This is a genomic window from Pseudomonas sp. PS01298, assembly GCF_029959745.1.
GTDB lineage: Bacteria > Pseudomonadota > Gammaproteobacteria > Pseudomonadales > Pseudomonadaceae > Aquipseudomonas > Aquipseudomonas aylmerensis.
Genome location: NZ_JASCPP010000116.1, coordinates 1 through 18,417, shown reverse-complemented (window position 1 = coordinate 18,417; position 18,417 = coordinate 1). Strand labels below are relative to the sequence as shown.

Annotated in this window: 19 protein-coding genes; 11 read left to right on the top strand and 8 right to left on the bottom strand. The window is 62.1% G+C overall.

Annotated elements, in window-relative coordinates; translation table 11 throughout:
* Nucleotides 1-120: 120 nt before the first annotated feature.
* Nucleotides 121-1,086 carry a GlxA family transcriptional regulator gene (locus tag QMX97_RS27260; RefSeq protein ID WP_282397926.1) on the top strand — a complete coding sequence of 322 codons (966 nt, stop codon included), beginning with the start codon at nt 121-123 and terminating at the stop codon, nt 1,084-1,086.
* Nucleotides 1,087-1,205: 119 nt separating this feature from the next.
* On the opposite strand, the gene QMX97_RS27255 is transcribed toward QMX97_RS27260, so the two are convergent.
* Nucleotides 1,206-3,560: a penicillin acylase family protein gene (locus QMX97_RS27255; protein ID WP_282397925.1), complete on the bottom strand. Its 2,355-nt coding sequence runs from the start codon at nt 3,558-3,560 to the stop codon at nt 1,206-1,208.
* Nucleotides 3,561-3,731: 171 nt separating this feature from the next.
* On the opposite strand from QMX97_RS27255, the gene QMX97_RS27250 reads away from it, so the two are divergent.
* Together QMX97_RS27250 and QMX97_RS27245 are read left to right on the top strand one after the other, a co-directional pair.
* Nucleotides 3,732-4,838 carry a GNAT family N-acetyltransferase gene (locus tag QMX97_RS27250; RefSeq protein WP_282397924.1) on the top strand — a complete coding sequence of 369 codons (1,107 nt, stop codon included), beginning with the start codon at nt 3,732-3,734 and terminating at the stop codon, nt 4,836-4,838.
* Complete coding sequence (locus QMX97_RS27245) at nt 4,835-5,713, top strand: hypothetical protein (RefSeq protein ID WP_282397923.1); 879 nt, start codon at nt 4,835-4,837, stop codon at nt 5,711-5,713. The genes QMX97_RS27250 and QMX97_RS27245 overlap by 4 nt, the downstream gene beginning before the upstream one ends.
* Here the strand turns inward: QMX97_RS27245 and QMX97_RS27240 are convergent.
* The 4 genes from QMX97_RS27240 to QMX97_RS27225 all read right to left on the bottom strand — a co-directional run bounded on the left by QMX97_RS27240 (nt 5,691) and on the right by QMX97_RS27225 (nt 8,349).
* Entirely contained in the window at nt 5,691-6,914 is a 1,224-nt protein-coding gene (locus tag QMX97_RS27240) for a DegT/DnrJ/EryC1/StrS family aminotransferase (RefSeq protein ID WP_282397922.1), read from the bottom strand. The two genes, QMX97_RS27245 and QMX97_RS27240, sit on opposite strands and share 23 nt — an antisense overlap.
* A complete protein-coding gene (locus tag QMX97_RS27235; RefSeq protein ID WP_282397921.1) occupies nt 6,911-7,324 on the bottom strand; it encodes an EamA family transporter in 414 nt (137 codons plus the stop codon). The genes QMX97_RS27240 and QMX97_RS27235 overlap by 4 nt, the downstream gene beginning before the upstream one ends.
* The gene (locus QMX97_RS27230) at nt 7,324-7,680 is read right to left on the bottom strand and encodes an EamA family transporter (protein WP_065902270.1); all 357 of its coding nucleotides are present in this window, start codon (nt 7,678-7,680) and stop codon (nt 7,324-7,326) included. The genes QMX97_RS27235 and QMX97_RS27230 overlap by 1 nt, the downstream gene beginning before the upstream one ends.
* Before the next feature lie 90 nt (nt 7,681-7,770).
* Nucleotides 7,771-8,349, bottom strand: coding sequence for a DUF6436 domain-containing protein (locus tag QMX97_RS27225; RefSeq protein ID WP_201146087.1), 579 nt, complete (start codon nt 8,347-8,349; stop codon nt 7,771-7,773).
* 99 nt (nt 8,350-8,448) lie between these two features.
* On the opposite strand from QMX97_RS27225, the gene QMX97_RS27220 reads away from it, so the two are divergent.
* Nucleotides 8,449-9,390, top strand: coding sequence for an alpha/beta hydrolase (locus QMX97_RS27220; protein WP_282397920.1), 942 nt, complete (start codon nt 8,449-8,451; stop codon nt 9,388-9,390).
* A 19-nt stretch (nt 9,391-9,409) separates the two neighbouring features.
* Here QMX97_RS27220 and QMX97_RS27215 read toward each other — a convergent pair whose 3' ends face one another.
* The gene (locus QMX97_RS27215; protein WP_065902266.1) at nt 9,410-10,162 is read right to left on the bottom strand and encodes a DUF2059 domain-containing protein; all 753 of its coding nucleotides are present in this window, start codon (nt 10,160-10,162) and stop codon (nt 9,410-9,412) included.
* A gap of 131 nt (nt 10,163-10,293) precedes the next feature.
* Here QMX97_RS27215 and QMX97_RS27210 point away from each other — a divergent pair, with 131 nt between their 5' ends.
* Both QMX97_RS27210 and QMX97_RS27205 read left to right on the top strand, forming a co-directional pair.
* Nucleotides 10,294-10,926: a 2OG-Fe(II) oxygenase gene (locus QMX97_RS27210; protein WP_065902265.1), complete on the top strand. Its 633-nt coding sequence runs from the start codon at nt 10,294-10,296 to the stop codon at nt 10,924-10,926.
* Nucleotides 10,927-10,928: 2 nt separating this feature from the next.
* The gene (locus QMX97_RS27205; protein ID WP_065902264.1) at nt 10,929-11,411 is read left to right on the top strand and encodes a DUF523 domain-containing protein; all 483 of its coding nucleotides are present in this window, start codon (nt 10,929-10,931) and stop codon (nt 11,409-11,411) included.
* 71 nt (nt 11,412-11,482) lie between these two features.
* On the opposite strand, the gene QMX97_RS27200 is transcribed toward QMX97_RS27205, so the two are convergent.
* Entirely contained in the window at nt 11,483-11,959 is a 477-nt protein-coding gene (locus QMX97_RS27200) for a transporter substrate-binding domain-containing protein (RefSeq protein ID WP_065902263.1), read from the bottom strand.
* A gap of 134 nt (nt 11,960-12,093) precedes the next feature.
* Here QMX97_RS27200 and QMX97_RS27195 point away from each other — a divergent pair, with 134 nt between their 5' ends.
* Nucleotides 12,094-12,534: a DUF4399 domain-containing protein gene (locus QMX97_RS27195; protein WP_065902261.1), complete on the top strand. Its 441-nt coding sequence runs from the start codon at nt 12,094-12,096 to the stop codon at nt 12,532-12,534.
* A gap of 68 nt (nt 12,535-12,602) precedes the next feature.
* Here the strand turns inward: QMX97_RS27195 and serA are convergent, their stop codons facing one another.
* Nucleotides 12,603-13,832, bottom strand: coding sequence for a phosphoglycerate dehydrogenase (serA, locus tag QMX97_RS27190; protein WP_065902258.1), 1,230 nt, complete (start codon nt 13,830-13,832; stop codon nt 12,603-12,605).
* Nucleotides 13,833-14,037: 205 nt separating this feature from the next.
* Here serA and QMX97_RS27185 point away from each other — a divergent pair, with 205 nt between their 5' ends.
* The 4 genes from QMX97_RS27185 to QMX97_RS27170 all read left to right on the top strand — a co-directional run bounded on the left by QMX97_RS27185 (nt 14,038) and on the right by QMX97_RS27170 (nt 18,322).
* Nucleotides 14,038-15,432: an FAD-binding oxidoreductase gene (locus QMX97_RS27185; protein WP_065902256.1), complete on the top strand. Its 1,395-nt coding sequence runs from the start codon at nt 14,038-14,040 to the stop codon at nt 15,430-15,432.
* A 21-nt stretch (nt 15,433-15,453) separates the two neighbouring features.
* A complete protein-coding gene (locus tag QMX97_RS27180) occupies nt 15,454-16,119 on the top strand; it encodes a fumarylacetoacetate hydrolase family protein (protein ID WP_065902254.1) in 666 nt (221 codons plus the stop codon).
* Nucleotides 16,120-16,360: 241 nt separating this feature from the next.
* Nucleotides 16,361-17,287, top strand: a complete 927-nt coding sequence (locus tag QMX97_RS27175) for an SdiA-regulated domain-containing protein (protein ID WP_213551259.1) — start codon at nt 16,361-16,363, stop codon at nt 17,285-17,287.
* 120 nt (nt 17,288-17,407) lie between these two features.
* The gene (locus QMX97_RS27170; protein WP_065902246.1) at nt 17,408-18,322 is read left to right on the top strand and encodes an SdiA-regulated domain-containing protein; all 915 of its coding nucleotides are present in this window, start codon (nt 17,408-17,410) and stop codon (nt 18,320-18,322) included.
* The last annotated feature ends 95 nt before the right edge of the window (nt 18,323-18,417 follow it).

Sequence of the window (18,417 nt, the reverse complement as noted above, 5' to 3'; positions counted from 1 at the left end):
GGCTTGCTCGCGAATGCGGTGATTCAGTCAACACCTGTATCAACTGACATACCGTATTCGCGAGCAAGCCCGCTCCCACAGGGGATTTGTGTTCATTCAGTTAATCAAGGCTTACCACCCATGGGCAAAACCGTCGCCATCCTGATCTTCCCCGGCGTCCAGTCTCTGGACGTGACCGGCCCCATGGATGTGTTCTGCGAGGCCAACCGTTTTCTGGCGCCGCCGGATCATTACCAACTGGAAGTCATCGGTTTTGGCCACGGCACGATGGCCGCCTCCAACGGCCTGTCATTGCAGGCCCACCGGCATTACAGCGAGGCGCTGCAGGCCTATGACCTGCTGCTGGTAGCCGGTGGCCCGCAATTGCCGTTCGAGGATTTCGGCCCGGCGTTCGATGATTGGCTGCGCGCCGCCGCTGGCCGGGCGCAACGCTATGGTTCGATCTGCAATGGTGCGTTCATGCTGGCCCGCGCCGGACTGCTGGAGGGCAAGACCGTCACCACCCACTGGAATGATGCCGCCGACCTGGCGCGGTTGTGCCCCTCGGCCCAGGTCGAGGCCGATCGGCTGTATGTGCAGGATGGCAACCTCTACACCTCGGCCGGGGTCACGGCGGGTATCGATTTGTCGTTGTACCTGCTGGCCCAGGACCACGGACCGGAGGTGGCCTTGAGTGTGGCCAAGCGCCTGGTGGTGTTCACCCAGCGTTCTGGCGGGCAATCGCAGTTCAGCCCGTTCCTGACGCCTCACGCTGAAAGTACCTCGGCGGTGGCGCTGGTGCAGTTGTACGTGCTGGCCAACCTGACCGGAGACCTGGGCATCGCCGACCTGGCCAAGGCTGCCAACATGAGCGCGCGCAACTTCTCGCGGGTGTTCGCCCGTGAGGCGCGGATCACTCCGGCGGAGTTTGTCGAGCGGGCGCGGGTGGATGCGGCGCGGGTGATGCTTGAAAGCAGCCCGGCGCCGTTGAAGACGGTCGCCTACCAATGCGGGTTTCGCGACGCGCAGCACATGCGCAGTGTGTTCAACCGCCGGCTGGGCGTGACGCCGCAACAGTTCCGGCTCAACTTTGCGGCGCCGGTTTGAGGGGGTTGAGCGTGGGTCGACCTGTGGGAGCTGGCTTGCCTGCGATACAGGCACCTCGGTCCATCGCTGAAACCGAGGTGATGCAATCGCAGGCAAGCCAGCTCCCACCGTGATCGCGGTTATCTGGCAGGGAGCAGCTTCAACGTGCCGCGCGTATTGGCGGTGACTTCCTCGTCACTGAAATGCGCCTGCTCGTAGCCCCCTTCGATGTAGGTTTCTGCCTGGTCGCCGTAGTGCTTGTCGAACGGCACGCCGCTTTGCCCGACCGGGTTGATGGTGAGAGCGTGGGCCACGTCGGCGAAGTCGATCAGGCGACGGGTCGACGGGCCGTACGTGACTGGCCACGGCGCCGGGCCGATGTTCGCCGACTGGTTGTTCGGCACTTCGTGGGTGCCGGGGGCCGGGAAGGGGCCGACGTTGACGATCAGGTCCAATGGCTTCTGCGAGCCCAGCGGGTGGCCATGGGTGAGGGTGTGCGCCTTGCCCCACTGCCACTGGCTCGGGTCATCGCCGAAGGTCGCCTTGAGGTGCGCGAGGCTGTTGTCCCAGGCGAGCTTGACCGTGTCGGCGCGCTTGCCGTCCCACCACGGCGAGTCGGCACTGGCCGCGAGGCGAGGCAAGGCGGCGTCGATCACGCGGGTGCCGAGCAGGGTCTTGAACATGCCATCGCCCAGTTTCGGGTGGAAGGTAGCGTCGGCCAGGTTGAACAGGAACTGGTTGAACAGCGTAGCGTTGGTAGAGTCCAGCGGGTAATCGCCTTTCCACGTGGCCAACTGCTCCACCAGTTTCAGCTGCGCCGGGTCCTTGACCACTTCGCGCAGCACCGGCAGCAGCGGTGCCAACAGGCGTGGGCCGAAGGCGGTGGTGGTGCCGAGCTGCAACGCCTGGCTGTTGTTCACGTCCCACTTCACGCTCTTGTCGCTCAACTGCGTGTTCAACTGCTGGCCACGGTCGGCGAGGTTGTAATAACCGGCGATCTCCATGCCGGTGGGCGATACCGGCTGGGCGTTGGCGGACACCACATAACCGCGCGCCGGGTTTTCTTCCTGGGGGTTGGCGCTGAAGGGGTAGAACCCCAGCTTGTCGGCCTGTGCCGTGCTGCCGTCGAGGATAAACCCAGGATTGACCCCGGCCGGGCGAATCGGCAATTGCGCCGCCGCCCACCAGCCGATATCACCCTTGGCATTTGCCCACACGATATTCAGCCCCGGCGCCGAGACCTTGGCCGCCGCCGCGCGCGCCTTGGCCAGGGTGTCGGCGCGGTTGAGCTGGTAGAAGCCTTCGAGGATCGGGTTCTGGGTATCGAGGAACGCCCACCACATGGCGATCGGCGTGTTGCCGCCGTTCTCGCCAAGCACGTCATTGATGATCGGGCCGTGGGGCGACTGGCGCAGCGTCAGTGTCACGGGCGCCTGGCCCTTTACGGCGATCTGTTGCTCACTGTGGGTCATGTCGACCCACTGGCCGTGGTACCAGACCTGGTTGGCGTTGTCCGGGTTGACCTTCTCGGCGATCAGGTCGAGGTCATCGTTCTGGAACATGGTCAGGCTCCAGCCGAAGTCCAGGTTGTGCCCCAGGAAGGCCACCGGCACCAGCGCGTTGTGATAACCGTACAACTCGAAGCCCGGCGCGGAGAGTTGCGCCTCGTACCACACCGACGGGACCGAGAAGCGGATATGCGGGTCACCCGCCAGCAACGGTTTGCCGCTCTTGGTGCGGCTGCCGCTGATGGCCCAGGCGTTGCTACCTTCGAACTGCGGCAGGCCGTTGTCCGCCAGGGCCTGCTCGCTCAGGGAGGCGAGGGCGCCGAGGGTCTTCCAGTCGCTGTCGGCCAGGTTGAGCGCACCCTTGGGTTGCCAGTCCAGGTCGAAGACCTTGAGGTAGTCGCTGCCCAACTGGTCGCGTACGTAAGTGAGCAAGGGCTCGGTACGAAAGGCCGCGGCAAAGCTGTAGGCCATGTACCCGGCGACGCTGATGGTGTCTTCCGCGGTGAACGGCCGCTTGGGGATGCCCAGCACGTCGAATTCCATCGGACTGGCGTGGCTGTCCTGATACTGGTTGATGCCGTCCAGATAGGCTTGCAGTGCCTTCCAGTGCGCCGACTCATGGTCCAGCTGCGCCACGTAGGTGGCAGCACGGTCGCGAATGCGCAGGCTGCGAAACAGCTTGTCGGTCTCCAGCACCTTGGGGCCGAGCACCTCGGCCAGCTCGCCGCGCGCCAGGCGTCGCATGATTTCCATCTGGAACAGACGGTCCTGGGCATGCACGTAGCCGAGGGCGCGGTACAGGTCGGTCTCGTTCTCGGCGCGAATGTGTGGCACGCCACGGTCGTCGTAGCGCACGGTGACCGTGCCTTGCAGGTTCGCCAGTGTTTCGGTGCCCTGGCGGGTCGGCTGCTTGCTGTAGACATACCAGCCGGCGCCGGCCAGGAGGGCGGCAATCAGGATAGCGAGCACGGTCAGGCTGCGTTTCATGGACGGTCCTTGAGTCATTCACCTTGAAGGTCAAGGGAGTCTAATCGGTTTGGTGGACACTGCGGGAAATGCTGGTATTGCATCTTGATGCGTCTCGCCGACAGCCGAGGTTCAAGTGGGGAACGCCCCGAAGCGGCTATTATTGCACCTGTCATCTTTGAGCTTTTTGCCATGACTTGCGCCATGCAACCGATGCCCGACTCCAGCCGTCCCCAGGTTGCCTACGCGTGCAACCTGGAAGCGCAGTCACTGATCGGGCGCTTTTTGCAGCACCCGCCGGTGGGCTTTGATGCACGGCTATCGGACCAGGGCCTGCCCTATTTCTTTACCCCGTTCGACCTGTTGACCACCGCCGACGATGCGTTCGTCAAGCGTGTGCGCGGTTGGCCCGGCTATCGCTTCTGGAGCCGCTGGCTGCGAATCGACAGCTGCTTCGTGGGCACCACCGTCAGTGAATACTCGCCGCTGCCCCAGGGGGTGGCGCCCGAGGACCTCGCGCAGTGGCTGCAACATGAGTGTGCGCCGCAGCGCAAACTCACCATCGTCAAAGACGTGCCGTGCAACTCCCCACTGCTCAGCGAGGCGGACAACCGCTACGCGCAAGCGCTGATCGATGACTGCACCCGACGCGGCTTTATCAGCCTTGAGGGCCAGGCGCTGGCGTATGTGCCGATCAACTTCACCACGATTGATGAGTACCTGGCGCGTTTGTCCCACAGCCGGCGTCGCAATATCCGACGCAAGCTGCGCAGTCGTGAGGCGTTGCGTGTGGAGATCCTCGACACCGGCGATGCGCGCTTCAACGATGAAGCCTGGCTGGCGCATTTGTATGGGCTGTACCGGGCGGTGTACGACCAGAGCGAGATCCATTTCGACCTGCTCACCCCTGAGTTCTTCAGCAGCCTGCTGAGGGACGCCGACAGCAACGGGCGCGTGTTCTGCTATTGGCACTGCGACGAACTGATCGGCTACAACCTGTGCTACGTGGAGGGTGACAAGCTGCTCGACAAGTACATTGGCCTCAACTACCCGCAGGCGCTGGAGTTCAACCTGTACTTCGTCAGCTGGTTCGTGAACCTGGAGTACGCCGTGGCCAATGGCCTGAAGTTTTATGTCGCGGGCTGGACCGACCCGCAGGTCAAGGCCAGCCTCGGCGCGGACTTCACCTTGACCCGCCACCTGGTGTGGATACGCAACCCACTGTTGCGCACGCTCGGCAAGCGATTGCGCCATCACTTTGAAGGCGAGGGACAGTGGCACCAGGAGAAAACCGAATGAACCTGGACCGAGCCCCGCTGATTCTGGACTTCGATGGCGCCGTCAGTGATATTCCCGGCGCGATCACCCTGGCGCTGCAGGACTGGCAGGAAAAGATCCGTTTTGGCTGTCGCTGGGCGCAATTCAATGCGCTGGAAACGGCCTTGGGCGCGCAGATGCCCAGCGATTACGGCTGTGTGTTCACCGGCAGCGGCGACTATCACCACCTCAGCCAACTGTTGCTGAACCGCCTGCCGATGCAGCAGAAATTCCAGCTGATCATTTGTGACAATCACCCGGACAACATGCGCTACCCGTTCGGTATCCACTGCGGCTCATGGGTCTACTGGGCCAGCCGTTTGCCCCAGGTCGAGCATGTGCATGTACTCGGCATTGGCTCGCAGGACATCGGCCTGGGCCACGCCTGGGAAAATCACTGGTCGCCGCTGCTCAAGCGCAAGTTGACCTACTGGAACGTCAACGTCGATACCCGTTGGATGAACTGGATCGGCGCCGGTCGCAGCAACCGCGCCTTCGGCAACCCGGATGAGTTGATGCGTGCGTTCCTGGCGCAGTTTGACGGCTCGCTGCCGGTGTACCTGTCCATCGATAAAGACGTGCTGAGCCCGCAGGTGGTGAACACCAACTGGGACCAGGGTGAGTTTCTGGAGCACCATTTGACCGACCTGATCAGCGCCTGCCAGGGCCAGGTCATCGGCGCAGACATCACCGGCGATGTGTCGGCCTACCATTATGAAAGCCGGTTCAAGCGCTGGCTGAGTGCGTCCGACGGCCAGGAAGCCTTGCCTGAGGCGCAGGTGCAGATCTGGCAACAGCAGCAGAACGCGCTGAACAGTCGCCTGGTGGCGCACATCAATCAGGCCTGGCGACGATAACCTTGAGTTGGTCGACTATCTGCTCGAACAGCGCATCGCTCAGCCAATGGCTGTTGCTGATCGACAGCGTGCGGGCAGCGAAGGCCTGTGCTCGAGTGATATCGCCACCCGGCTGCAAGAGTGGCAGCACCTCGGCGTAGCCCGGCAAGGTGTGGATAAACAGGCGGGTCACGCCCAAGCCTGAGGTCCACAGCCAGGCCATGGCCGCATCGCGGGCGTCTGCAGAGGGCATCACCACCATCAGGAACGGCCAGGTGCCTTGCTGCCCTGGCCTGTCCATGATCACCGTGACGCCGGGCAAGGTGTTCAAGCGCGCTGCACGGCGCAAAGCGCGGGCGCGGCCTTGTTGCAGGTGGTCCGGCAGGCGAGCCAGTGCCGCCGCGCCGACCTTCTGGCGATAGCCGCCCAGGCGGTGCAGCGGGATGTCGTAGACCGAAAAGTCATCGCCCACTGCGGCCACTTCATCCCCATTGGCCAGCGCCTTGCGCAACGCGTTGCCATACACGTAATGCAGGCCGCGTGGTTGATAGAGCAGGGCGTAGCCCCACAGTTCGGCGCTGCGTTGCAGCTCCCAGCGCAGGCTGAAGGGCAGGTCCTGCCGGCAGTGGCGGTGCAGCGCCTGATGCAGCACCGGGTCGCGACTGAACAGCACGCCGCCTTCGGCCGTGGTCAGCCCCTTGCCCAGCGCCATGCTGAAAAACCCCACATCGCCCTTGAGCCCGACGCTGCGGCCATCGTCGAGTGCGCCCATGGCTTGCGCGGCGTCTTCAATGATCGCCGCGCCGACAGCGCCGGCAATGCGTTTGGCCGCGTCGACATCCGCCACGCGCCCGGCCAGGTGGGTGACCACCACGGCCAAGGTGCTTTCATCGCACAGCTGTGCCAGTTGCCGCTCGTCCAGGTCGATGCTGTCGGGCTGCAAATCACAGGGCACGACGCGCAGCGGCGGGCAGTAGTGGGCGGCCAACGCCACCAGCGGGCAGGTGTAGGCCGGCACGATGAGTCGGGTGCGGCCGGGCATGCGTTGCTGCAAGACGCGCAGGGCGATAATCAGTGCTGCGGTGCCGGAGCAGGTCAGTGCGGGGAGTGGCAGCGAAAATTGACGGGCCAGCGCCGGGGCCAGGTCGCCCGAGAGGTTGAGCAAATCCCGCCAGCGCAAGGGCAGGCCTGCGGTGGGTGGGATTTCCCACCGGCGGGTCATGAGGCGGGCGCCTGCGACGGCTCGACCTCGACCTGTTGACTGTCTTTGTCTTCGCCACGCGCCAGGCACAGGATCCCGGCAATAATCAGCGCGCCGCCGACGATTTTCGGCAGGGTCAGGGTGTCATCGAACAGCCACACGGAGATCAGCGTCACACTGATCAGCTCCAGGTGAGACGCCGCGAACGCCGGGCCCACCGGGGCGTACTTGAGCAAGGTCATCCAGGTGAAGAACGCGCCGATGTAGCCCACGAACGCGCCGTAGATCCACGGTGCGCCAAACACGCGCACCAGCCATGCGGCGTCCATCGTCAGCGGCTCGGCGTGCACCGAGGCGAATTTGAAGCTCACCTGCGCCAATGTGTCGAAAACGATCAGCGCGAGGAAACCGAGGATATAGAAGCGCTTCATCATTCAAACCCCACGACGGTCACGCCACAGGCGATCAGCATGATGCCGATCAACCGCCATTTGCTCAGGCTTTCCTTGAACAGGAAACGGCCGGCAATCATGATCACGACGATGTTGATCGAGCCCAGCATCACCCCGACCGACAACGGCACCAGCGTCAGGAACGCCAGCCACAATACGAATTCGAAGACGTAGCAGATCACGCCCAGCCAGATCCACGGGCGCTTGAGCATGTGTTTCCAGTGGGCGATACCGTCATGCTCGGCACTGGCCGACGCGGCGGCCTTGAAGGCCAGCTGGCCGGAGGTGTCGACGATAACGTTCAGCATCCAGAGGATGATGGTTAACTGGCTCATGTATTCCTACGCTTACACTCTCTGCGAAAACGTACGATACAGCAGCCGGTTGACCGGGTGATTGGAGTTTGCCCGTTGAACAGCCTGCGTTCAGTTTGGCGCTTTGCTCCATGCGCAATAGCAGCCCACCGCCAGGGTGTGCGTGGCATTCACTTCACGTCCGCTGTCCAGGGCCTTCAGGATCGGCTCGATGAAGCTGTTGCTCGAATTGCACGTGAGCCCCTCGCTGTAGGGGCCGAAATACGCAAGCTTGCCGGTGCGATCCCAAATGCCCACCGCAGGGCTGGCCGGTACTTGGTCGGCACCGGGCAGGGCGGTCAGGGTTTTCATCTTGCGCAGGTTGTCGGGCAACCGGCCGTGGCTGCCAGGTTTTTGCAGGGCATAGAATTCCACGCCTTGGGGCGCGTACTGCTCGATCAATTCGCCCAGGTGCTGCTGGTTGCCGACGTTGCAGGGGCAGGCCGGGTCCCAGAAGTGCACCAGGCGGATCGGGCCCGTGCCGGCGAGTTCGGCGGGCAGGCGCAGGGCGTCGCCGGAGAACACCGCCGTGTGTTCGCTGAACGCGCGCAGGTAGCGGCCCTGGAACCAGTCATAGGCCGCCCACAGCACACCGGCGCAGATGATCAGGATCAGGCTGGCGAACAGGGCGGTACGGTAAGGCTGTCGCATTCAGATCTATCCTCGCAGGTCGCGTAGCTTGCCATGCTTGTCCTGACAGATGAATATCGCAGCTCGATATTCATCTTCACCGTCAGTCTGGAACCCTTTATGCCCGTTACCTTTGACCCTGATCATCTGCGCGAAAGCTTGCGGCCCCTGGTGGATGCGCAACCGCTCAGCGCCGAGGCGCGGGTCTACCAGCGCTTCTACGGCCTGGACCTGGCGGCGCGCAAAGTGCCGGCGGTAAGCCGGCTGGGGCGTTTCGAGGTCGATGGGTTTGCGGTGGTCGCGCAGGTGTGGTGGCCGCCGCAGCCGGTGGCGACGATGTTCATGTTCCACGGGTTCTACGACCATATGGGCCTGTATCGCCATGTGGTGGAGTGGGCGTTGGACCAGGGCTTTGTGGTCATCGCCTGCGACTTGCCGGGCCATGGGTTATCCAGTGGCGCGCGCGCCAGCATCGATGATTTCGCCGTGTACCAGCACGTGGTGCAGGCGCTGTTCGAGCAGGCTCGGGCCCTGCAGTTGCCGCAACCCTGGCACTTGTTCGGGCAAAGCACCGGCGGCGCGGTGGTGGTCGATCACCTGCTCAACCACGGCGCCGACAGCCCGGCGCAGGGCAAGACCTTCCTGCTGTCACCGCTGGTGCGGCCGCGTGCGTGGGGTTGGTCGCAGGTCAGCTATTACCTGCTGCGCCCATTCGTCAAAGGCATTGCGCGGCGCTTCAGCGACAACACTCATGACCCGGCCTTCAAGCCGTTCCTGGAAGCCGATCCGCTGCAGCCCCGCCAACTGCCCACCGCGTGGGTGGGCGCCCTGGCGCGCTGGATCAAGCGCATCGAAGCCGCGCCGCGCAGCCCACGGCGACCGGTGATTGTGCAAGGTGAGGAAGACATGACGGTGGACTGGCAGCACAACTTGCAGGTGCTGCGCGGCAAGTTCGACCAGCCCGAGGTATTGATGCTGGCGCGGGGCAGGCATCACCTGGCGAACGAGATTCCCGAGATTCGCCAGGAGTACTTCAGCTTTCTGACCCGCCACCTGAGCTGAAGCCAGGTCCTACAGAGGGTCAGGGGGCCAGGCTGGAAGTGCTTTGGCCCACCGCCAGGCCTGCGCGAATGGCTGCCAGGGCGGCCTGGTAATACGCCTTGCCCTGGGGCGATTCAGCAAAGGTGGCGAATTCTTCCAGCTCAGGGTCGGACAAGTCCCGGTAGACGTACAGCAACGTATTGTTCAAGTCATTGCCGATCTGTTGCATCAGCCGCTCGCGCTGGCCGTTCAACATGCCCTGGGCCTGACCACCGCCCAGCAGGCCGGGGATCATTTGGCTCAGGCTGTCGGCGGCGACGCCGGCGATGGCCAGGCTGACTTCCGCACCGGCCTCGCGTGCCGGCAGGGCTTGCGCCAGGTGGCCGATGATCAGGCTGCGAGTGGCGTCGGCTTCGATGTGTGGCAGGCCCTGGGCGTTTTTGGCCAACTGGTCGCGGCGGGTCGCGAGCAACTCGGCGGCGACGATCTTGCGGCCCAGCGGCGATTGGAAAAACGCCAGGGCAGGCGCAGGGTCGGCGAGGTTCTTGCGCAATTGCGCCTCGGCACGCTGGTCCATGGCCTGGGCGGCAAAGCGTTTATTGCTGTTGTCGACCAGCGCCTGGTACACCGCCGGCGGCAGGCTATTGCGGTAGCGTTGCTGGGCGGCACTGAGGGCGTCATTGAAATGCGCACGTTGTTCGGCCCAGCCGGCGACCTTGTACAACTGGTCATGGCCGTCTGCCCAAGCGGGCAAAACGCAGAACATCAGCAAGGAAAAAAACAAACGACGCATATGGACTCCTGTCAGTCGGCCACTATTGTCCGTGTCGGGCGTAGGATTTGTCGAGAAATCCTATCGGTCACCTGACTAAAGTGTGTTCAGACGCTCGGCGGCTCTGTCGGATTCCCAGGCGTATGGATACTATGCGCGCCATGCAAATACCCCTCGATCACCCCCTGCTGCAACGCATCGTTGATGACCTGGCCGAAAAAGGCTGGTCGCAGCAGAACGGCTTCCTGCCCCAGGCTCTGACCCTGGAACTGGCGGCTGAGTGCCGTAAACGTGCGGCCGAAGGTGAATTGGCCCCGGCGGCAGTCGGTCGCGGGCCGGCCCAGGAGATTCGCGAGGGCATTCGCGGTGACCATATCCAGTGGTTGGAGGAGGGGGATGCGGCGGTCTGCGACCGTTATATGGGGTTGATGGACAGCCTGCGCCTGGCGATGAACCGCAGCCTGTTCCTGGGCCTGGAAGATTTCGAAAGCCACTTCGCGATGTACCCGCCGGGGGCGTTTTACCTCAAGCACCTCGACCGTTTCCGGGACGATGACCGACGCATGGTCTCGGCGGTGATCTACCTGAACGACGCCTGGCTGCCCGAGCACGGTGGCCAGTTACGCATGTACCTCAAGGACGGCGTCGAATACGATGTGGTGCCCACCGGCGGTTGCCTGGTGGTGTTCCTGTCGGGCGAGGTGCCCCACGAAGTCATGCCCGCCACGCGCGAACGCCTGTCCCTCACCGGCTGGTTTCGCCGGCGGGGCAACGAGCCGTTTTAATCATGCACAAGATTCTGATCAGTCGCTGCCTGCTTGGCCACAAGGTGCGCTATGACGGCGGGGCCAGCGGGCCGTTCGACCAACTGGCGGCATGGCAGGCCGAAGGCCGTGTGGTTGCGATCTGCCCCGAGGTCTCGGGTGGCCTGCCCACGCCGCGCCCGGCGGCCGAGATTGCGGGTGGGCAGGGCGTCGATGTGTGGGAAGGGCGCGCCCAAGTGCTGACGGCCGAGGGCGAGGACTTCAGCGCCGCCTTCCTCGACGGCGCCCGCCAGGCCCTGGCGCTGGTGCAGCGCCACAACATCCGCATCGCCATCCTCAAGGCCAATAGCCCATCCTGCGGCAACCTGCTGACCTACGACGGCAGCTTTACCGGCGTGAAAGTCAGCGGCGAAGGCGTGACCGCGGCGCTGCTCAGGCAGCATGGGGTGCAGGTGTTCAGTGAGCTGGAACTACCCGAAGCGGCCCAGGCGCTGAATCACCTGTAGGACCCGGCTGCCGGCGACCGCGGTGAATCAGCTGCAGAATGAGGTGACTGCTATCGCCAGCAAGCCGGCTCCTACAATTGGGGTTCCAGCCACTTCTGGGTCAGCGCATTCAATCGGCCATCGGCTTTCACGCGCTGCAACGCCTTGTCCAGGCTCGCCTTGAACGCCGGGTTGCCCTTCTGGAAGGGAATCGCCAGCTGCGGCTTTTCGAGGTAAGCCTCGCTGAAATCGAAACGATCCTGCAGCTCGGCAGTCATAGCGATATGGTTGATGGCCACGTCGTACTTGCCGGTTGCCACGCCTGGCAGCAGGTCGGTGTCATCGGTGGTGATGAACGAGGGGCGTACATCCATTTCCTTGGCCAATTGCTCGCCAAGTTCCACTTCGAAGCCGGTGAGTTTGTCGCCTTCCTTGAAGTTGAACGGCGGGGTGTTGGCTTCGAGCGCGATGCGCAGTTCGCCGCGATCAAACACATCATCAACCAGTTCGGCGTGAGCCAAAGGGCTCATGAGGGGAAGCAAAAGTAACAGGCCAGGCGAAAAGCGCATGGTCACTCCTAGAGATTTCGAATGTGCGAGGCGCCGTTCAGCATCGCTTTGCTATGGTGTTGAGTGCCTTGGACAGCAATTTGTCGCTAAGTTGTCATAACCGAACAGATTTCCTGGAAAAACTGGAGAAGCGAATGAAAGCCTTATTGTCCCGTGCCACCCTGGCCAGCCTGCTGCTGGGTGCTTCGATGTTGGCCACTGCCGCCGACGGTATCCCGCGCAGCGCGCCACCTGAAGGCGCCAAGGTATTTATCGTGTCGCCAAAAGACGGCGCCACCGTGGATAAAACCTTTACCGTAAAATTCGGCATGGAAGGTCTGAAACTGGCTCCGGCTACCAGCCAGGATCCAGGTACCGGCCACCACCATCTGCTGGTCGACCAGAAAGAACTGCCTGACGCCAGCGTGCCGATTCCCGCCACCGACACCGTGATTCACTACGGCAAGGCCCAGACCGAAACCGAACTGACCCTCACCCCAGGCAAGCACACGCTGCAACTCGTAGCTGGCGACAAACTGCACATGCAGTTCAACCCGACTGTAGCGTCGAAAGTCATCACGGTTAACGTCAAGTAAGATTTGTTCAGACAAAAAAATGGGAGACCCCTGCGGGTCTCCCATTTTTTTGTGCAGCGTTTGCAGCGTTAGAACAACACGCGGCTACGAATCGTGCCGTTGATGTGCTGCAGCTTCTCTTGTGCCAGGTCCGAGTACTCGGCGTCGACGTCGATCACCACGTAGCCAACCTTCTCGTTGGTCTGCAGGAACTGACCGGAGATGTTGATGCCGTTTTCCGCGAAGACCTTGTTGATCTCCATCATCACGCCAGGGATGTTCTGGTGGATGTGCAGCAGACGGTGCTTGCCAGGGTGAGCCGGCAGCGCCACTTCCGGGAAGTTGACGGAGGACACCGACGTACCGTTGTCGCTGTACTTGACCAGCTTCTCCGACACTTCCAGGCCGATGTTGGCTTGGGCTTCAGCGGTGGAACCGCCGATGTGCGGGGTCAGGATCACGTTATCCAGGCCACGCAGCGGGCTTTCGAAGATGTCGTCGTTGGAGCGTGGCTCCACCGGGAACACGTCAATGGCGGCGCCGATCAGGTGCTTGTCCTTGATCGCGTCGGCCAGGGCGTCCAGCTCGACCACGGTGCCGCGTGCAGCGTTGATCAGGATGCCGCCTTTCTTAATGGCGCGGATTTCCTTCTCGCCGATCATCCACTGGGTCTCAGCGGTTTCCGGCACGTGCAGGGTGACGATATCGGACATGCCCAGCAGCTCGGTCAGGCTCGCCACTTGGGTGGCGTTGCCCAACGGCAGCTTGGTCAGGGTGTCGTAGAAGAACACCTGCATGCCCAGGCCTTCAGCCAGGACCGACAGTTGGGTGCCGATCGAGCCGTAACCGACGATACCCAGCTTCTTGCCCCGGATTTCGAAGGAGTTGGCTGCGCTCTTGATCCAGCCGCCACGGTGGCAGGAAGCGTTCTTCTCAGGGATACCGCGCAACAGCAGGATCGCCTCGGCCAGCACCAGTTCCGCGACGGAACGGGTGTTGGAGTACGGGGCGTTGAACACCGCGATGCCGCGCTCGCGCGCTGCATTGAGGTCGACCTGGTTGGTGCCGATGCAGAAACAGCCGACCGCCACGAGTTTCTTGGCGTGGTCGAAGATCTCTTCGGTCAGCTGAGTGCGGGAGCGAATGCCGATAAAGTGCGCGTCGGCGATCTTTTCCTTGAGCTGGGCTTCCGGCAGAGAACTGGTGATGTACTCAATGCTGGAGTACCCGGCGGCCTTCAGAACGTCGACGGCCGATGGGTGGACGCCTTCCAGAAGAAGGAACTTGATCTTGCTCTTATCGAGAGAAGTCTTGCTCATCTGCGTAAACCTGTATCCCGGAGAAAAATGGCAGGGAATCGGATCGCTTAAGCTGACCCGGACGGCAGGAAAGCCGTCACCGCAGAAACGCCCTTGGGCTCTGTCCTGCGGGGGCGGTATGCTAGCATACGCGCCCCGCTAAACACTCATTCCTGCGACGTGAAGCGTTCTCAGGATGACCATGAATTGTTCGAGAGTTCTGTCGATGACCCATCCTGCCCTGATTGATGAGCTAAAGACCCTGGTTGAGCCCGGCAAAGTGCTGACCGATGCCGACTCCCTCGAGGCTTACGGCAAGGATTGGACCAAGCACTTCGCCCCTGCGCCGACCGCCATCGTGTTCCCCAAGACCATCGAGCAGGTGCAGGCTATCGTTCGTTGGGCCAATGCACACAAGGTCGCGCTGGTGCCGTCCGGTGGTCGTACCGGGCTGTCGGCCGCTGCCGTGGCGGCGAATGGCGAGGTGGTGGTGTCGTTCGACTACATGAACCAGATCCTCGACCTCAACCTCACCGACCGCACCGCCGTGTGCCAGCCGGGCGTAGTCACCAAGCAATTGCAGAACGCCGCCGAAGAGAAAGGCCTGTACTACCCGGTGGACTTCGCGTCGTCCGGTTCCAGCCAGATTGGCGGCAATATCGGCACCAATGCTGGCGGGATCAAGGTCATTCGCTACGGCATGACCCGTAACTGGGTGGCCGGCATGAAAGTCGTCACCGGCAAGGGCGACGTACTGGAGCTGAACCGCGACCTGATCAAGAACGCCACCGGCTACGACATGCGCCAGCTGTTCATCGGCGCTGAAGGCACCCTGGGCTTTGTGGTCGAAGCCACCATGCGCCTGGACCGGGCGCCGAAAAACCTCACCGCCATGGTGCTCGGTACTACCGATTTCGACTCGATCATGCCGGTACTGCATGCGTTCCAGAGCAAGCTGGACCTGACGGCCTTCGAATTCTTTTCCGACAAGGCCCTGGCCAAGGTCATGGGCCGTGGCGACGTGCCGGCGCCGTTCGACACCGAATGCCCGTTCTACGCGTTGCTGGAATTTGAAGCCACCACCGAAGAAGTCGCCAACCATGCGCTGGAAACCTTCGAGCATTGCGTCGAGCAGGGCTGGGTGCTGGACGGTGTGATGAGCCAGAGCGAAACCCAGCTGCACAACCTGTGGAAGCTGCGCGAGTACATCTCCGAGACGATTTCGCACTGGACCCCATACAAGAATGATATCTCGGTGACTGTCTCCAAAGTGCCGGCGTTCTTGAAAGAAATTGATGCGATCGTCGGTGAACACTACCCGGACTTCGAAATCGTCTGGTTCGGTCACATCGGCGACGGCAACCTGCACTTGAACATCCTCAAGCCGGAAAACCTCAGCAAGGATGAGTTCTTCGCCAAGTGCGCCACCGTCAACAAGTGGGTGTTCGAGACCGTCGAGAAGTACAACGGCTCGATCTCCGCCGAGCATGGCGTGGGCATGACCAAGCGCGACTACCTGACCTACAGCCGTTCGCCGGTTGAAATCGAATACATGAAGGCCGTCAAGGCGGTGTTCGACCCGAACGGGATCATGAACCCCGGCAAGATCTTCGCTGTTTAATCGCCCTGAAGGAGTCGTTCCATGAGCTACCAGCACAAGTATGTCGACGGCACCAACATCCACTTTCCTGTGGGTAAAGTGGTGTGTATCGGGCGCAACTACGCCGAACATGCCAAGGAACTGGATAATCCGGTGCCGACCGAGCCGCTGCTGTTCATCAAGCCGGGCAGCTGCGTGGTACCGCTTGAAGGCGGTTTCAGCATTCCGACCGAGCGCGGTTCGGTGCATTACGAAGCCGAAATCGCGGTGCTGATCGGCAAGCCCCTGTCGACCAAGCCCAGCCGTGAAGAAGTGCTGGACGCCATTTCCGGCTTCGCCCCGGCCCTGGACCTGACCCTGCGCGACAAGCAGGCCGAGCTGAAAGCCAAGGGCCTGCCGTGGGAAATCGCCAAGTCCTTCGACGGCGCGGCGGTGATCGCGCCGTTTGTGGTCGGCAGCACGTTCCCGGACGTCACCGATATCGGCATCCGCCTGAGCATCAATGGCGAAGTGCGCCAGGATGGCAACAGCTCGCAGATGCTCAACCCGATCATCCCGATGATCCAGCACATGGCCGGCTGCTTCTCGCTGCAGGCCGGCGACGTGATCCTCACCGGCACCCCGGCCGGCGTCGGCCCGTTGAATGTCGGTGATGAGCTGGTGCTGGAACTGACCGGCGTAAACCGCTTCGAAAGCAGCGTCCGCTAACCAGCGCGGTCAACAATGTGGGAGCCGGGCTTGCCCGCGATGGCGGTGTGTCAGTCAGCTTGAGTGTTGATTGATCCACCCTCATCGCGGGCAAGCCCGGCTCCCACAGGTGTTTATGGGAGCCTGAAATTCAAGTTTTTGCATTTTTTTCACACGCCATCCGGATAATCCTCAGCCTCCAGCGCGCGGGCCCGTTGATCCTGTGCTAATCCCTAAAGCTGAATTTCCGGAAAAGCGTTCAATGGCCGTGCCTCTGCCCTCTGCTACTTCCAAGCCGCGTTCTCGCTTTGCCTTGCGCTGGTATTCCTGGCTTTTCCTGGCGGGGGCGATCGTGTACGGCGTTTCCTGGGCCATGCACTGGGACGATCGCGGCCTGCTGTGGGTGCTGGAGCGCTTTGAAACCCCGGCCGAGCGCCAGGAGAGTGTGTGGCTGCCGGATTACCATGCGGTGATCGATGGCAAGTTGTTGCCTGGCATGGAGAAGGACGAAGCTTCGGACGTCTCCTACAACCCACAGACCAAAACCCTGTTTTCCGTGATGGGCAAGAACCCCTTCCTCGCCGAGCTGAGCCTGCAGGGCGATGTGCTGCGCAAGATGCCGCTCAACGGCTGGGACAATCCGGAAGGCGTGACAGTGATGGAAAATGGCCTGCTGGCAGTCGTCGATGAGCGCCAGCACACGCTCACCATCGTCAAGGTCGACGCGACCACCCAGCAATTGAACAAGGCCGATTTCCCGACGTACGACCTCGGCCCGTCCAAAGACCAGAACAAGGCCTTCGAAGGCATCACCTGGGACAAGCGCAACCAGCAGTTGATCTTGGGCGAAGAGCGTCCACCGGCGTTGTTCACCTGGAAAAGCGATGGCAGCCAGACCCTGACGGGCGATAAGCAAAAGCTGGCGAGTAAAGAGTTGGACATGCGCAACCTCTCGGCCCTGGCTGTCGACCCGCGTACCGGGCACTTGCTGGTGCTCTCGGCCGACTCCCACCTGTTGCTGGAGCTGGATGAAAAGGGCGAGCAAGTCAGCTTCATGACCCTGCTCGGCGGTTTCAACGGGCTGAAGAAAACCATTCCACGGGCGGAGGGGGTGACCATGGACGAGGACGGCACGTTGTACATGGTCAGTGAGCCAAATCTGTTTTATCGTTTCGAAAAACAGAAATAGCAGACAAATTACGTCGGATATTTCTCTATCAGCGGCATTAGCCAGACACCGGGGCGCGTTTAAGTTTAAATTCAGACAGGCGTGATATTCATTCGCCACTTTTGACTTTGAGCTCGCCCGATGCGCCGACTTGCCCGCCCCAAACCTCTATTCTTCGTGCTCGCGCTGATCGCCCTGATCAGTGCCGGGGCCGTTGCGCAGCATTTTCGTCTGTTCGAGCGCGCCTGGTTCAACTGGCAGGCCTGGCGCCAGCCGACCGATGAGCGCTCGATCGGCCTGGCCGATTACCGGGTGGTCCTGGAAGCCCAGGTGATCGACGGGCTCGACGACGACGTCTCGGCCCTCACCTACGATCCGCTGCGCAAAAGCCTGTTTACCGTCACCAATAAAAATGCCGAGCTGATTGAGCTGTCCCTTCAAGGCAAGATTTTGCGGCGTATCCCGTTGGTGGGATTTGGCGATGCCGAGGCGGTGGAGTTCATCAGTGACAACATCTATGTCATCAGCGACGAGCGCCAGCAGCGCCTGATCAAGGTGCATGTGGATGACGACACCAAATTCCTCGACGCCGCCGATGCGGAGCAAATGACCCTGGGCTTGCATGTGGGTGGCAACAAGGGCTTCGAGGGGCTGGCCTACGATTCTGTCGGCAAGCGCCTGTTCGTGGCCAAGGAGCGCGACCCGATGCTGATCTATGAGGTCCACGGCTTCCCGCATTTCAAGCCGGAAAAAACCTACTCGGTGCATGTGATCAACAACCCCAAGCGTGACGCCGGGCTGTTTGTGCGCGACCTGTCGAGCCTGCAATACGACGAGCGCAGCGGTCACTTGCTGGCGCTCTCGGATGAGTCGTTCCTGGTGTTGGAGCTGGATATCGACGGTCGCCCGCTGAGCAGCCTGTCGCTGCTCAACGGGCGCCATGGCCTGAAGAAGCGGGTGCCGCAGGCCGAGGGGATCGCCATGGATGACGAGGGCACGTTGTACCTGGTCAGCGAGCCGAACCTGTTCTACGTGTTCAAGAAACCCCATCCCTGAAGTACCGCAGGACCAATGTGGGAGCGGGCTTGCTCGCGAAAGCGGTGGTTCAGTTGAAGAATCTTTCACTGACACACCGCTTTCGCGAGCAAGCC

What these genes read in the sequence shown, in the direction of transcription:
- QMX97_RS27260 (WP_282397926.1), top strand. Translation starts at nt 121, where the DNA reads ATGGGCAAAACCGTCGCCATCCTGATCTTCCCCGGCGTCCAGTCTCTG.
- serA (WP_065902258.1), bottom strand. Translation starts at nt 13,832, where the DNA reads ATGAGCAAGACTTCTCTCGATAAGAGCAAGATCAAGTTCCTTCTTCTG.
- QMX97_RS27235 (WP_282397921.1), bottom strand. Translation starts at nt 7,324, where the DNA reads ATGAAGCGCTTCTATATCCTCGGTTTCCTCGCGCTGATCGTTTTCGAC.
- QMX97_RS27250 (WP_282397924.1), top strand. Translation starts at nt 3,732, where the DNA reads ATGACTTGCGCCATGCAACCGATGCCCGACTCCAGCCGTCCCCAGGTT.
- QMX97_RS27225 (WP_201146087.1), bottom strand. Translation starts at nt 8,349, where the DNA reads ATGCGACAGCCTTACCGTACCGCCCTGTTCGCCAGCCTGATCCTGATC.
- QMX97_RS27255 (WP_282397925.1), bottom strand. Translation starts at nt 3,560, where the DNA reads ATGAAACGCAGCCTGACCGTGCTCGCTATCCTGATTGCCGCCCTCCTG.
- QMX97_RS27210 (WP_065902265.1), top strand. Translation starts at nt 10,294, where the DNA reads ATGCGCGCCATGCAAATACCCCTCGATCACCCCCTGCTGCAACGCATC.
- QMX97_RS27205 (WP_065902264.1), top strand. Translation starts at nt 10,929, where the DNA reads ATGCACAAGATTCTGATCAGTCGCTGCCTGCTTGGCCACAAGGTGCGC.
- QMX97_RS27170 (WP_065902246.1), top strand. Translation starts at nt 17,408, where the DNA reads ATGCGCCGACTTGCCCGCCCCAAACCTCTATTCTTCGTGCTCGCGCTG.
- QMX97_RS27220 (WP_282397920.1), top strand. Translation starts at nt 8,449, where the DNA reads ATGCCCGTTACCTTTGACCCTGATCATCTGCGCGAAAGCTTGCGGCCC.
- QMX97_RS27215 (WP_065902266.1), bottom strand. Translation starts at nt 10,162, where the DNA reads ATGCGTCGTTTGTTTTTTTCCTTGCTGATGTTCTGCGTTTTGCCCGCT.
- QMX97_RS27175 (WP_213551259.1), top strand. Translation starts at nt 16,361, where the DNA reads ATGGCCGTGCCTCTGCCCTCTGCTACTTCCAAGCCGCGTTCTCGCTTT.
- QMX97_RS27185 (WP_065902256.1), top strand. Translation starts at nt 14,038, where the DNA reads ATGACCCATCCTGCCCTGATTGATGAGCTAAAGACCCTGGTTGAGCCC.
- QMX97_RS27230 (WP_065902270.1), bottom strand. Translation starts at nt 7,680, where the DNA reads ATGAGCCAGTTAACCATCATCCTCTGGATGCTGAACGTTATCGTCGAC.
- QMX97_RS27200 (WP_065902263.1), bottom strand. Translation starts at nt 11,959, where the DNA reads ATGCGCTTTTCGCCTGGCCTGTTACTTTTGCTTCCCCTCATGAGCCCT.
- QMX97_RS27240 (WP_282397922.1), bottom strand. Translation starts at nt 6,914, where the DNA reads ATGACCCGCCGGTGGGAAATCCCACCCACCGCAGGCCTGCCCTTGCGC.
- QMX97_RS27195 (WP_065902261.1), top strand. Translation starts at nt 12,094, where the DNA reads ATGAAAGCCTTATTGTCCCGTGCCACCCTGGCCAGCCTGCTGCTGGGT.
- QMX97_RS27245 (WP_282397923.1), top strand. Translation starts at nt 4,835, where the DNA reads ATGAACCTGGACCGAGCCCCGCTGATTCTGGACTTCGATGGCGCCGTC.
- QMX97_RS27180 (WP_065902254.1), top strand. Translation starts at nt 15,454, where the DNA reads ATGAGCTACCAGCACAAGTATGTCGACGGCACCAACATCCACTTTCCT.